Genomic DNA, 13582 nt, shown 5'->3' on the forward strand with positions numbered 1-13582 from the left:
GTCGTGTCAGCCTCGGATCAGCTCATCCGACGGCGGGCGATGATGAGCACTGCCGCACCCGTGAGCAGAGCAGCCGCGCCGGACAGCACCCAGATGCTGTTCAGCTCGCCACCCGTGCTCGCCAGGCCGGTGGCCACGACGGGCTTGACCGTCGGCACCTGGGCTGCGGCGTCAGCACTCTCGACTGCTGCCCCACCAGGGGTCACCGCCGAGGCGGACGCCGTGTTGGTGATCGCGTCGCCGGTGAGGTCTTCCGCGAGCACGGTGTAGACCGTGGTGCAGGTGACGCTCGCGCCCGGACTCACAGGTTCGGCCGGGCAGGTCGGGTCGGCCAGGTCGCCCTTGCCGCTGAAGGATCCCTCATCGATCGCGATCTCACGGAGATCGATGTTTCCCGTGTTGGTCACGACGAAAGAGTAGGTGACCTTCTGACCGACCTGCGTCGCCTTGGCGAGGTCGGCCGTCTTCACCAATGCGAGAGACGGGGCGGCGGGATCGACCGTCGCGCTGGCCTCATCATCGGTGTCGTCCGTCGCTCGGTCGGAGATCGTCACGGTGTTGGTCACGGGTTCGCTCCCGGCCACGACGACGTCGTACACGAAGGTCGCGCTCGCCCCCGCGGCAAGACCCACAGGGCGCTCGCCCTGCTCCTCGCCGAGGTCGACGAGATCGTAGGCCTCGATGTCGCCCGTGATCTCCTCGCCGACAGCGGGCTCGCTCGCGCCCAGCCCGTCGACCGAGACCAGGGTTCCGCCCACGGCGAGCTCGTCCGACAGAGAGACGGTGTCGCCCACGGCCATGTCGTCGGGGCCGTTGTTGGTGACGGTCACCGAGTAACGCACGATCGCGCCGTCTTCGAAGACGGGTGCGCCCACGACGCTCTTCGAGACTGCAAGGTCGTAGTCGCACATCACCCAGTCGAATTCGACGAATGCGGCGAGCGCAGCACCGCTCTCGGCATCACGGTTCTTGTCCAGACCGAGGGCGCTGATCAGTGCGTCGTCGGCAGAGTAGCTGGCGCCACCGCCGCCACCACCGCCGACGAAGTAGCCGGTCGTGGCGTTGCCGACCTCGCCGTCGGTCGCAGCGCCGCCACCACCGCCGAAGTACCCGCCGCCGCCGGCTCCGCCGGCGTCCGCGAAGTTGTCTGGACCGCCGTTGCCGCCCAGCAGGGAGGATCCGGCGAATCCGTTCCAGTCGAACCCGGGCAGTTCGGCGTCGGTCTGGCTGCGCGGGTTCGTTCCCGCCGCGCCCCCGACGGTCGAGCCGCCCTGGCCTCCGCCGGGCGCCGTCTGGACATCCTCGAGCACGCCTTCGTCCTGCCCGTTCTGGCCGTTGCCTCCGGCATAGACGAATCCGCCGTCGAGCGCGACCCCGCCGCCGAGGGCGAATCCACCGTCGCCACCGCTGCCGAAGTCCGCGGTGTGACCGCCACCGGTGCCGCCGCCACCGCCGGCGAGGAGCAGCAGCTCACCACCGAGGCTGACCTCGCTGTATCCGCCACCGCCTGCACCGCGGTGGGTGCCGGCGCCGCCGACGCCGCCGCCAGGCAGGCCCGCTGCGCCTCCGTTGGCACCGGCGCCGCCCACCGCGCCGGTGAGCGTCTGCCCCGCCTGCACGGCGAGCCTCGCGCTGAAGAGCGCTCCGGAGCCGTTCGGGCCACGAAGATCGCCAGGGTCGCCCTCGGGATCCGGCTCCGTGTCGCCAGCGGAGACCGCGCTGCCGCCCGGCGCTCCCGCGACGCGCACGTCGACGGAGCACACGCCGTCGGGCACGACCTGCGTGAATGCCCCCGCGCGCGTGATCGTGGTGAGTTCGGCATCCGCTGCAGGCGCCGCCTGGGCGGCCATCGGAACCAGGGCCGGGACGATCAGCATCGCCATCGCGCCGCTGAGCAGGAGCGGTGTCCGGGCTCGATTGGTGGTTCTCGGATTCAGGTCTGACATTCTTCTCCCTCTTGGTGCACGCGCGCACCAGCGCCATCTGCCTGGGGAAGGCGGTGACGAGGCGCTGGGGTCGCGCTCACAATCGCATGTGGCTCGAGCGCGGCCTTGCTGGAGTCACCGCCGCACTCGTGTCATTTGTAAGGGCTGAGAACCCCGTCACTGCGGGCGGCGGCGAAGATGACCCCCTAAGGAGGTCATCTTCACGCGACGCGTCACTTGACCCGGGCTAATCTGTCTGCATGTGCGCGAGCTACGGGCTGGATCCCCGGTTCACCGACGACGAGCTCCTGGCCGAGGCCGATGAGGCCCTGCTGGAAGGTCTGCGAGAGTGGGCCGCGGCCAACGCCGGCGAGACACTGCGGCCCACAGGCAAGAACCTGCGCAACCTCAGCCCCATCGTCGTCGATGACGGCGGCGAGGCGACGCTCGAGCCGGCGTGGTGGGGCTTTCTCGTGAACGGGGAGCCCGCGAAGTTCCCGTCGATCAACACCCGTTCGGAGCGACTGCAGGAGCGGCCGGGCGCGATGAAATCGCGGGCGCTGGTCCCGGCGACCGGGTGGTACGAGCTGAAGAAACCCGAACGAGCGTGGCACGAGTTCGGGCTCGACACCTCAGCCCTGTTCGGCATGGCCGCTGTGACCCAGCGCGGCCGGACGGCCGACGGCCAGTGGTTCACCTGCTACTCGATCGTCATGCGTCCGGCACCGGCCCATCTGGCAGAGGTCCACGATCGGATGCCGGTGCTCATCCCCACCGCCTTCGCCCGCGACTGGCTGAGCGCGCAGGGCGACCGCGAGCTCATCGACGAGGCGCTGCTGGCCGCGGCCTCCCTCGACGACCGAGTGGTCACGGTCCCCCGCGCGGATGACAAGGGCGCCGAGCGGCTGTTCTGAGGATGGATGCCGCAGATCTGATCTCTCTCGCCGCGGAGCGCGCCGACGAGCTCCCGGGGGCGACGCGCGAGAATCCCTTCGGCCCGGAGTGGGACGTCTACAAGGTGCGCGGGCGCGTGTTCCTGCTCATCCCGCTCGACGGCACGGGTCGCGTGACTCTCAAGTCCCACCCCGATGATGCGATCGCTCTACGGGAGGCCTTCGCCGACATCGCGCCGGGGTACCACATGAACAAGAAGCACTGGATCACGCTGACGCCCGGCCCGACGCTCGAGACGGGACTGGTGGCCGAGCTCGTGACCGAGTCGTATCTTCTCGTCGTCGAGAAGCTGCCTCGGGCCGTGCGCCCGGTCGATCCGGAGCTCTTCGGGCGCCCTCCATCCTGACCGTGTGGGGGTCGGCCATGACCCCCACGTCACTTTTCGCCTCCGAGATGCACTTCGTCTATGACGGAGCTCCTGATGCCTCCGAGAACAGTGGAGGTGCGCGGTGCGGAAAGACCGTGTCGATGTGCGGCGAGTGCGCCGCGCAGCAGTCGTCGAGGAGTTCGTCATGCAGCGCTCGCGAACGGTGCAGCTGCTGCGGGACGAGCTCGGCCTCGATGTGGTGCACGTCGGCGGATCGCTGCGGCCGTTCGTGGCGTGGTTGCAGCGTACGGACCGGACGCGCTGGCCGCACCTGCTGATCCTCGATCTGCCTGCCGATGCGGAAGCGCTCCGACAAGTCGAGGTGATCAGCGCACTGCGCGACGCCGGCATGCGGGTTCTCATCCTCTCGTCGTTGCGCTCCCGGCACACCGCCCGGCACGTGATCTCCATCGGCATCGACGGCATCGTGTCGACGACCGACAGCGAGGAGATGTTCGTGTCGGCGGCGGAGAGCGCGCTTGCAGGCAGGCTAACGATCACGGCGCGCGCACAGACCGCCATCCATGGGCCTGCCGATGCTCCGCAGCTCAGCAGACAGGAGGAACGCGCACTCGCTCTGTACGCCAGCGGACTGTCGATAGCCGACGTCGCCGATCGCATCGGAGTCAAGCAGGACACGGCGCGAAAGTACCTGCAGCGCGTCCGGACGAAGTTCACCGTCGCCGGCCGTCCCGCTCGCAGCAAGCTCGACCTCGCCAGGATCGCGTGGGCCGACGGCTACATCATCTCCGAGACGGAATGGTCGAATCGTGCCGCGGCAGGAGACCGCTGACAGCAGTCGGGTTCCTTCTTGACCCCCGGCGGGGGTCAAGAAGGCAGAACCTTCGATCGAATCGATCGAGGGTTCCTGTCCGTCGCGCGACGCGATCCCCGGCCCCGAGGGGAGGTGGTGCCGGGGACGGCGTCTCACCGGGCGAGATCGTCGCGGGAGAGGCGCTCCTCGGAGTCGATCGCTCCGCTGCGACCCGTTCAGATTGGCGGGTGGACCGTGCGAACGGTGAGAAATCCGCAGTTCTGACCCCCAAATGGGGCCAGAACCCGACTGTGCGTCACGGACTCCCGCCGCGCCGCCGACGCTGATCGCGATCGCTCTGCACCGCGTCGCTTCAGACACAGGTCGCACCCGTCGGTGCCGGAGTCCGCGCGAAGGGGGCGTCGCCTCTCGAGCCGCCTCCCCGCGCGCATGGCCCAGGACGAGGGGCGCCTCCGAAGGCGAGTCCTCTACCTCGCGTCTATCATTGGCTGTGTATACCGGTATGGGGGGCTCGATTCGCGTGGAGGATCCTCGAAGCGACGCCGAGCTGCTCCGCGAACTTCGCGACGGACAGCGCGAGGCGTACGTCATCCTGTGGGAGCGTCACATCGGCGCGGCTCTGCGCTACTCTCGCCGGCTGCTCCCCTCTCGTGCCGAGGATCTCGCCTCGGAGTCGTTCCTCGCGATCTATCAGCAGGTGACGACGAACGGCGGCGGACCCGACTTCGCGTTCCGGTCGTATCTCAAGGCTGTGATCCGCAACACTGCGATCCGCTGGCGCAAGGAGGCCAGCCGATTCGACGACACGGTGGAGGCGGATACGGTCGACTTCCGCGATGCGCTGAGCCTGGTCGAGCGGGAGTCGAACGCCAACGAACTGCTCGGAGCTTTCCAGGACCTCCCTGAACGCTGGCAGAAGGTGCTCTGGCTGTCCGAAGTCGCAGACGTCGCACGCCCGCAGATCGCCCGCGAACTCGGCATCAAGCCGAACGCCGTATCCGCGCTGCACCGCAGGGCGCGCACGGGCCTGAAGGTGCAGTGGTTGACCCGGCAGGTGCCGGCCCCCCTGCGCGACGACGAGTCCCATGCCGCGCGCCTCCTCCCCCGGTACCTGTCGGTCCCCGACGATCCGGACGTCAGCGTCGAGGTCACGACGCATCTGGAGAACTGCATGATGTGCAGCGATCTTCTCGTCGTCCTCCGTACCGACGCACGGCGTCTGCAAGGCGTCACGCTGTCCGCGGTCGGCTTCGGCGCACTGGGCGTCGCTCTTCCTGCCACCAGCGCACTCGCACCGGGAACGGCCGTGGCCGCAGGTGCACTCCTCACCGGCGCCGGAGCAGGCATCGCGAGTCTGCTCGCGGGCGGCGTCGGCGTCCTGGCAGTCGGCGGGATCCTGCTCGGCTCCTTCCTCGTGCACCCGGGCGAGGCCGACGGGGCACCGCTCACCGATGCGAGGAGCAGTGTCGCGACGGCCTCCCCCGCCCCCGGTGGGCCATCCACCGGCCAGACGGGTGCGACCTCGCCACCCTCGACGACCGCTCCGGCGCAGCCGGATCCACCCCGACTCGGGCGATGGAACTCCGATCCCGGCATCGAGTCGGTGGACCTCGTCGATGATCCGGACGCGTTTCCGGGCTACCCGACGCGGCCTCAACCTGCGACGCAGCCGGTGGCCGATCCGGGCGATGATCCGGATGCCCCGCTGACTCCCGGTGTGACGACTCCGGCGGCGTCCGCCGGCTACATCGCCCCCGCGATCGCGGGCACCGCGACACCGGGATCTGCCGTCGCCGTCGAGCTGAACGGCCGACGTTACACGCCCGCCGTCGGCGACGACGGCAGCTGGTCCTTCGATCCGCGTGGTCTCGAGCTGCCGGCGGGAACCTACGACTATCAGGTGTGGGCGGATGACGGGACGACGCAGTCCACGGCCACCATCGGCTCGTTCACGATCGAGTCGCCGGCCGTCAAGGGATTCGAGGACATCACCGGCAACTGGGACATGCAGGTGACGGAGGCGAGCACGACCGGACTCGTCATCGACGTCACAGGTCCGGCGAACGGCACGATCTCTGTGTCGTCGATGACGGGCCACACGGCGGTCATCACTCTGGACTCGGCCGGACACGCGGTCAAGCGGCTGCGGATGAACTCCCGTGGCTGGTACTGGTTCTACTTCCGAGCCCTCGATGCGGACGGGTACTGGGGACCCGCCTACGAACATCCTCTCGACGTCTACGACCCCGAGATCATCTTCGATCCGTGGGGACCGTCGCCAGAAGAGATGATCTTCGAGTTCGTCGACCCGTAGACCCGTAGTCCGCCGATCGGGGGATGCCGGAGCACCCGAGATGGGTACCTGAGGAGGACGCGCCCGGCGGATGCCCACGCCTAGCGTGGAGGCATGATCACAGCTGAAGGCCTCACGAAGCGATTCGGAGACAAGACCGCCGTCCAGGACGTGTCGTTCACCGTCAAGCCCGGAAGCGTCACGGGCTTCCTCGGACCCAACGGCGCCGGCAAGTCCACGACCATGCGCATGATCGTCGGCCTCGACCGCCCGACCTCGGGTCGTGCGACCGTCGGCGGTCGCGAGTACCGCAGACTCCGCGCCCCGCTGACCGAAGTCGGCGTGCTGCTCGACGCCAAAGCCGTGCACACCGGTCGCACCGCCCGCAACCATCTGCGGGCGATGGCGGCCACGCACGGCATCCCCGCGTCCCGCGTCGACGAGGTGATCGACCTGGCAGGCATCGGCCCCGTCGCCCGCAAACGCGCCGGCAAGTTCTCACTGGGCATGGGGCAGCGACTCGGCATCGCCTCCGCCCTGCTCGGCGACCCGCACACCCTGATCCTCGACGAGCCGGTCAACGGCCTCGACCCCGAGGGAGTCCGGTGGGTGCGCCAGTTCGTACGGCACGCGGCCTCCGAAGGACGCACTGTGCTGCTGTCGAGCCACCTGATGAGCGAGATGGCGCAGACCGCCGACCACGTCATCGTGATGGGACGCGGCCAGGTCCTCGCCGACGCGCCTCTCGAAGAGCTCGTGCGCGCCTGGACAGTCAACACGGTGCGCGTGCGGACGCCGCGCGCTGCCGATCTGGCAGCGGCGGTGGGCGGCCCGGCCGTCGAGATCGTGAGCACCGCCCCCGATCTGCTCGACATCGTCGGCCTTCCGGCCGCGCGCATCGGAGACCTCGCCGCCGAGCGCGGCATCCCCCTGCACGAGCTGACCCCGACCACCGGATCGCTCGAAGACGCCTACCTCGCGCTCACCGGCGATTCCGTCGAGTACCGCACCAAGGAGATCTCATGACCATCCAGGCCCCTCCCCTCACCCGACCGCGAGTCGACACGGGTCACCGCCCCTCCTTCCCGCGTGCACTGCACGGCGAGTGGATCAAGCTCGCCACGCTGCGGTCGACCTGGTGGTCGATCGGCATCGTCGCCGTGCTCACCATCGGGATCGCCGTGCTGATCGCTCAGGCGGTCGAACAGCCCGGCTTCGATCCGATCCAGGCCGTCGTCATGCCGATCCAGTTCACGATGCTGCTCGCGGGCATCCTCGGCGCCATCTCCGTCACCGGCGAGTACTCGACCGGGATGATCCGCTCCACTCTCGCCGCGAATCCAGTACGTGGGTCGGTCCTCGCGGCCAAGGCCGCCGTCATCGCCCTGTTCATGTTCGTGTCGTCCCTGGTGATCTTCTTCGCGGCGGCTCTCGCCGTCACAGCGGTCGTCGCATCGCGTGACCAGAGCATCGACTGGTCCGAGCCGTCGGCATCCGTCCTCCCTGTCGTCGTGTCGTCCTTGGCGATGGCAGTGTTCGCGCTGATCGGAGTGGCGTTCGGTTTCATCCTCCGCTCGGGCGCGGGGGCGATCGCCGCCACCGTCGGCCTGCTGTTCGTGCTGCCGATCGTGGCGAACTTCTTCATGCTGGCCGGAGAATCCTGGGCCTGGGTCACGGACGCCGCCGGCTACCTGCCGGTGGCGGCAGCACAGAGTGCGATCCTCACCGAGAATGCCGCTCTGGACACGCCTGTCGCCTACCTGACGCTGGGCGCCTGGGTGATCGCGGGAATGCTCGGCGCCTGGGCCGTGCTGCGCACGCGTGACGCGTAGAGTCGCTCCGTGAGCAAGCCGCGCAGCCGCAGCGCCGTCGCCCTCGAGGACGACGGTCTGCGGCTGCCGCGTCCCCCCGGGGTGTTCCGGAGGTTCTGGGCCCGGCATCCGCTGTTCGGCGACATCCTGATCGCTCTCTTCTGCCTCGTCCTGTCGCTGACGCCGGTGCGGGCCGGCGAGCACGATCTCCCCGAGCCGACCGCGATCCTGCTGGCGGTCCTCGTCCCGATCTCCGTCGTCGCCGCTTGCGGAACCCTGCTGCTGCGCCGACGGCATCCGCTCGTCCCGTTCGTCGCTGCTTTCCTCGCCGAGGCGTTCTTCCTCTTCCTCGGGGCGCCCGGCGGCACGCCCATGGTGACGGTGGCGGCATACTCTCTCGCCGTCTACGCCTCGAGCCGCGCCGCATGGCTGGGGCTCGGAATAGGCCTGGGCGCCCTCGCAGCTCTGTCGGCAGCGCTCATGGCGGTCGGGACGATCACTCTTCAGATGGCCGCGAACGGTCTCATCGGCAATCTCGTGGTCGGGCTGATCGGCGTGCTGATCGGCATCAACGTGGGCGGACGCAAGCGCTACCTGGCCGCGCTCATCGACCGATCCCGGCAGCTGCTCATCGAGCGCGATCAGCAGGCGCAGCTGGCCGCCGCCGCGGAGCGCGCCCGGATCGCCAGAGAGATGCACGACATCGTCTCGCATTCGCTCACCGTGATCGTCGCGCTCTCAGAGGGTGCGGCGGCGACGTCGGATGCTGCCCGGGCCCGCGAGGCCGCGACCGCCGCTGCCGCCACCGCCCGCTCGGCGCTCGGAGAGATGCGATCGATGCTCGGCGTGCTCCGCGACGACGGCGCCCCCCTCCCCCTGTCGCCGATGTCGGCGCCGACGCCGCACGACACCGTGATGAACGCCCAGCGGGCCGGGTTCCCGGTCAGCCTCTCGAGCACCGGGGGAACGACGTTCGGCCCCGGCGTCGAGCACGCCGTCGCGCGCATCGTTCAGGAGGGAGTGACGAACGCGATCCGGCACGCGCCCGCCGCGACCGCGATCGCCGTGCGGCTCGAGCGGTCCGCACGCGGAGTCGTCGTCGAGATCGTGAACGACGGAGTCGGCGATGCGAGCGGCCCGTCGGGCTTCGGCCTCAAGGGGCTCGCCGAGCGCGTCGCGCACGTGAACGGCGACATCGAATACGGGCGCACGGAGGTCTCGCGGTGGCGGCTGCGCGCGACGATCCCCGGTGGCGAGCCCGGCGTGGAGCAGGAACTGGAGCAGTCATGACAGAACAGATCAGGATCCTTCTTGTCGACGATCAGGAGCTCATCCGGCTCGGGTTCCGCATGGTCCTCGAAGCCGAAAGCGATCTGGTGGTCATCGGCGAGGCGAGCGATGGTCGCGCGGCGATCGCACAGGCCGGAGCCTTGCAGCCCGATCTCGTCCTGATGGACATCCGGATGCCGGGGCTCGACGGCATCGCCGCGACAGAGGCGATCGTGCGCGAGCATCCGGGAACGCGGGTGCTCGTGCTCACCACCTTCGATCTCGACGAGTACGCGTTCGGCGCGATCCGCGCGGGGGCGAGCGGGTTCCTGCTCAAAGACGCGCAGCGCCACGAGATGATCTCCGCGGTGCGCGCCGTGCATCGCGGAGATGCCGCGCTGTCACCGCGGATCACCAGGATGCTGCTCGACCACGTGTCCTCGCGGCTGCACACGCCGGCACCCGAAGGCGCCGAACTGCTCGAGACGCTCACCGACCGCGAGCACGACGTGTTCCTCGCGATCGCGCGGGGACTCAGCAACGCCGAGATCGGCGAGACGCTGTTCGTGTCCGAATCGACAGTCAAGACGCACGTGAGCCGCGTGCTCGCCAAGCTCGGTGCGCGCGACCGCATTCACGCCGTCATCCTCGCGCACCGGCTCGGCTACGGCGACGACTCGCCGGCGGGCGCCTAGCCTCGAGCGGGAGTCCACTCCGAGACGCGGTCGAGCGCGGCGATCTCATCGGCTGTGAGCTCGAGGCGCGCTCCGGCGAGCAGATCGGGCACCTGGTCCACTGTGCGCGCGCTGGCGATCGGGGCGACGACCGTCGGCTGCGCACGGAGCCAGGCCAGCGAGGTCGCGGCGATCGATGCGCCGTGCGCTGCGCCGATCTCCTCGAGCGAATCGATGATCCGCAGGCCCGCCTCGGTCGCGTACTTGGCGGCGCCGGTGGCGCGCGGAGACGACTGATCGGCCGCATCCGTGGAGCGGTACTTGCCCGTCAGGAAGCCGCTCGCGAGCGAGTAGTAGGGAACGAGTCCGAGACCGAACTCCTCGGCCACGGGGATGATCGTCTCCTCCACGTCGTTGCGGTGCACGAGGTTGTAGTGCGGCTGCACAGCGACCGGGCGTGCGACGCCCAGACGGTCCGCGATCTCCACCCACTCGCGGATGCGGTCGGCGCTGTAGTTCGACACGGCGACGTGGCGAACCAGGCCGTCGGCCACCAGCTGTCCGAAGGCGGCGACGGTCTCCTCGAGCGGAACGGTCTCGTCATCGAAGTGCGCGTAGTGGAGGTCTATGGCGTCGACTCCGAGTCGTGCGAGCGATGCCTCGGCCGCCGCGCGCACGTTCGATGCCGAGAGACCCCTGAAGTCGGGGTGCTGACTCACCTTCGTCGCGACGACGACGTTCTTCGGCGTGCGCGAAGCGAGCCACTCGCCGATGATCGTCTCGCTCTCGCCACCGTGGTTTCCGGGCACCCACGCGCTGTAGGCGTCGGCGGTGTCGATGAAGTCGCCGCCTCCGGCGACGAACGCGTCGAGGACGGCGAAGGAAGCATCGCGGTCGGCCGTCCAGCCGAACACGTTGCCGCCGAGAGAGAGCGGGAAGACGTCGAGATCACTGTTTCCGATGCGGGTCATGCTCGGGACAACGTGCGGATGGTCCCGCTGCATTCCCCGGATGACGCCGTATTGCGGATCCGTCGTGGAGCCGACTACGGGATTCGAACCCGTGACATCCTGTTTACAAGACAGGTGCTCTACCAGCTGAGCTAAGTCGGCGGATGCCACCAGCATAGCGATGGTGGCGGGGCGCCCTGAAACCCGCTCCGACTACTGCGCGGGAGTCTCGGTCGGCGTGGGAGTGGGAGTGGGCGTCGCCTCGTAGTACGCGTCGCTGGCGACCGTGAGCACGAACTGCGAGAACTCGGTGGCGTCGTCGAGCGCACCCACGTACTGCTCGCCGTTCACGACCACCATCGGCGCCGACGTCAGAACGAGCTCATCCGATCCGACCAGCGGTCCGGCGAGTGCGCGGTTGGTTGCTTCCTTCGCCCAGGCGACGTAGTCCTGATCCTCGATGCACGACTTCACGTCCTTGGCGTTGCTCACGCCGACCGCTACTGCGGCATTCGCGAGGTCGGCATCACTGCGTCCGTCGCTGTTGATCTCCGGCTGGTCGTCGAGCAGATCGTGATTGAAGGCGTAGAACTGATCAGGCGAGTGCGTCGCGACGCACGCGGCCGCAGCTGCGGCGCGGAGCGAATACTTCGTGCCGTTGGAGCTCGCCGTGAGGAGCGCGACCGGGTGGTACGTGACGGTCGCCGCGCCCTCGGTGATCCAGTTCACCAGCTGGCGTGCGTTCGCGCGCTCGAAAGTGCCCGCGTCGGGCGACAGGTAGTCCACGTAGATGTGGATGTCGACGGCGTTCCCCGTCGCGGTGGGCTCAGGCGTCGCCGTCGGCTCGGTGGCGGCGTCTGTGGGCTCGGCGCTGGGCGTCGCGGGAACCTCGTCGGACGACGCGGTCGCCGAGATGTCGGAGATGAGGATGCCGTCGCCATCCATCCCGCTCGGGGAGAGCTGCGGCTTGGTCACCTGCGCCGACACCGCAAGGGTCACCGCCGTGCCGATCGCACCGACGGCGACGATCGCCACCGCTCCGATGATGATCCGTCGCATCAGACGCGCCCTCGACTGCTGGGCGTGCACCTGCTGTGCCTTCTCCCGCACGGCCTCGCGCGAATTGCGAGGGGTGGGGACGTTCGGCGTCTCGTCGCTCGACATCGTTCCTCTTGCCGTCTCACGGGGGCAGGGTGGCCCCGGACGCCGCTCGACGCGGCGAACGCCGCGAAACGCGGCCGGGTTCGATGCTAGCCAGACAGTCTGAGAAATACCCAGGTGCGACGTTTACCGATCGGCGTCTGCTCTGCCATACTGAACCCGACCCAATGATGGGTCACGGCGGGTGCTCCCCGCCGCTCTATCACTACGGATCGTCCGGCACGTACCTGCCGGTGAAGGAGAAACACAATGGCATCTGTCACTTTCGATGACGCCACCCGCCTGTACCCCGGCGGCACCCGTCCCGCCGTGGACAAGCTGAACCTCGAGGTCGCAGACGGCGAGTTCCTCGTCCTCGTCGGCCCCTCCGGTTGCGGTAAGTCCACGTCGCTGCGCATGCTCGCAGGTCTCGAAGAGGTCAACGCCGGCCGCATCCTCATCGGCGACCGCGACGTCACCGACGTGCCCCCGAAGGACCGCGACATCGCGATGGTGTTCCAGAACTACGCGCTGTACCCGCACATGACCGTCGCCGAGAACATGGGCTTCGCCCTCAAGATCGCCGGCGTCGGCAAGGAAGAGCGCGCCACCCGCGTTCTCGAGGCCGCCAAGCTGCTCGACCTCGAGGAGTATCTGACCCGCAAGCCGAAGGCGCTCTCGGGCGGCCAGCGTCAGCGTGTCGCCATGGGCCGCGCGATCGTGCGTCAGCCGCAGGTGTTCCTCATGGACGAGCCGCTGTCGAACCTCGACGCCAAGCTCCGCGTCCAGACCCGTACGCAGATCGCATCGCTGCAGCGTCGTCTGGGCGTCACCACCGTGTACGTCACGCACGACCAGACCGAGGCGCTCACCATGGGCGACCGCATCGCGGTCCTCAAGGACGGCCTGCTCCAGCAGGTCGGATCGCCGCGCGACCTGTACGAGAAGCCGAACAACGTCTTCGTCGCAGGCTTCATCGGCTCGCCGGCCATGAACCTGTTCGCCGCAGACCTCGCCGACGGCGGCGTGAAGTTCGGCACCGAGATCGTCGCGCTCGACCGCGACACCGTGGGCCGCGCGAACGGCTCGCAGGTCACGGTGGGCGTTCGCCCTGAGGACATCACCGTCGGCCCCGCCGACGGCAAGGGCCTCTCGGTCGTCGTCGATCTGGTCGAGGAGCTCGGCGCCGACGGCTACCTGTACGGCCACACGGAGATCAACGGCAAGCGCGCCGACCTCGTCGCACGCGTCGACGGTCGCAGCCACCCGAACGCGGGCGAGACCGTCACCCTGGCGGCGAACGCGGGCCACGTGCACGCCTTCGACATCGAGTCGGGCGAGCGCCTGAACGACAAGCCGGTGGTCTCGGCTTCCTGAGTTCTGCAGCATCGCGGCGCGGGTCGACCTTTCTGGTCGTCCCGCGC

The 13582-nt window shown here is 69.0% G+C and carries 12 protein-coding genes and 1 tRNA gene; 9 read left to right on the forward strand and 4 right to left on the reverse strand.

The annotated features are described in order from the left end of the window. Positions 1 to 17: 17 nt before the first annotated feature. Positions 18 to 1946 carry a DUF7507 domain-containing protein gene (locus tag QFZ53_RS16775; protein ID WP_307298331.1) on the reverse strand — a complete coding sequence of 643 codons (1929 nt, stop codon included), beginning with the start codon at positions 1944 to 1946 and terminating at the stop codon, positions 18 to 20. A 239-nt stretch (positions 1947 to 2185) separates the two neighbouring features. Here QFZ53_RS16775 and QFZ53_RS16780 point away from each other — a divergent pair, with 239 nt between their 5' ends. The 8 genes from QFZ53_RS16780 to QFZ53_RS16815 all read left to right on the forward strand — a co-directional run bounded on the left by QFZ53_RS16780 (position 2186) and on the right by QFZ53_RS16815 (position 10089). After that, entirely contained in the window at positions 2186 to 2839 is a 654-nt protein-coding gene (locus QFZ53_RS16780; protein WP_307298333.1) for an SOS response-associated peptidase family protein, read from the forward strand. Positions 2840 to 2841: 2 nt separating this feature from the next. Then, positions 2842 to 3225 (forward strand): MmcQ/YjbR family DNA-binding protein, encoded by a 384-nt coding sequence (locus QFZ53_RS16785; protein ID WP_307298335.1) that lies wholly within the window; start codon positions 2842 to 2844, stop codon positions 3223 to 3225. Between the two features lie 166 nt (positions 3226 to 3391). After that, entirely contained in the window at positions 3392 to 4039 is a 648-nt protein-coding gene (locus QFZ53_RS16790) for a helix-turn-helix transcriptional regulator (RefSeq protein ID WP_307298337.1), read from the forward strand. Positions 4040 to 4541: 502 nt separating this feature from the next. Further along, on the forward strand, positions 4542 to 6335 hold the full coding sequence (locus QFZ53_RS16795) for a sigma-70 family RNA polymerase sigma factor (RefSeq protein WP_307298339.1): 1794 nt from the start codon (positions 4542 to 4544) through the stop codon (positions 6333 to 6335). A gap of 93 nt (positions 6336 to 6428) precedes the next feature. Continuing rightward, positions 6429 to 7340 (forward strand): ABC transporter ATP-binding protein, encoded by a 912-nt coding sequence (locus QFZ53_RS16800; protein ID WP_292906435.1) that lies wholly within the window; start codon positions 6429 to 6431, stop codon positions 7338 to 7340. Further along, positions 7337 to 8146 (forward strand): ABC transporter permease, encoded by an 810-nt coding sequence (locus tag QFZ53_RS16805; RefSeq protein WP_307298340.1) that lies wholly within the window; start codon positions 7337 to 7339, stop codon positions 8144 to 8146. Before QFZ53_RS16800 ends, QFZ53_RS16805 begins: the two co-directional genes overlap by 4 nt. A gap of 9 nt (positions 8147 to 8155) precedes the next feature. Next, positions 8156 to 9415, forward strand: coding sequence for a sensor histidine kinase (locus QFZ53_RS16810; protein ID WP_307298342.1), 1260 nt, complete (start codon positions 8156 to 8158; stop codon positions 9413 to 9415). Beyond that, positions 9412 to 10089, forward strand: a complete 678-nt coding sequence (locus QFZ53_RS16815; protein ID WP_307298344.1) for a response regulator — start codon at positions 9412 to 9414, stop codon at positions 10087 to 10089. The genes QFZ53_RS16810 and QFZ53_RS16815 overlap by 4 nt, the downstream gene beginning before the upstream one ends. Here the strand turns inward: QFZ53_RS16815 and QFZ53_RS16820 are convergent. The 3 genes from QFZ53_RS16820 to QFZ53_RS16830 form a co-directional block, all read right to left on the reverse strand. Continuing rightward, positions 10086 to 11039: an aldo/keto reductase gene (locus QFZ53_RS16820; protein ID WP_307298346.1), complete on the reverse strand. Its 954-nt coding sequence runs from the start codon at positions 11037 to 11039 to the stop codon at positions 10086 to 10088. The two genes, QFZ53_RS16815 and QFZ53_RS16820, sit on opposite strands and share 4 nt — an antisense overlap. 65 nt (positions 11040 to 11104) lie before the next feature. Continuing rightward, a tRNA-Thr gene (locus QFZ53_RS16825) sits at positions 11105 to 11180 on the reverse strand. A 51-nt stretch (positions 11181 to 11231) separates the two neighbouring features. Further along, positions 11232 to 12182: a DsbA family protein gene (locus QFZ53_RS16830; protein ID WP_307298348.1), complete on the reverse strand. Its 951-nt coding sequence runs from the start codon at positions 12180 to 12182 to the stop codon at positions 11232 to 11234. A 246-nt stretch (positions 12183 to 12428) separates the two neighbouring features. Here QFZ53_RS16830 and QFZ53_RS16835 point away from each other — a divergent pair, with 246 nt between their 5' ends. After that, positions 12429 to 13535 carry an ABC transporter ATP-binding protein gene (locus QFZ53_RS16835; RefSeq protein ID WP_292906447.1) on the forward strand — a complete coding sequence of 369 codons (1107 nt, stop codon included), beginning with the start codon at positions 12429 to 12431 and terminating at the stop codon, positions 13533 to 13535. Positions 13536 to 13582 lie beyond the last annotated feature (47 nt).

Origin of the sequence: Microbacterium natoriense (assembly GCF_030816295.1) — a bacterium.
Classification (GTDB): Bacteria; Actinomycetota; Actinomycetes; order Actinomycetales; family Microbacteriaceae; genus Microbacterium; species Microbacterium natoriense_A.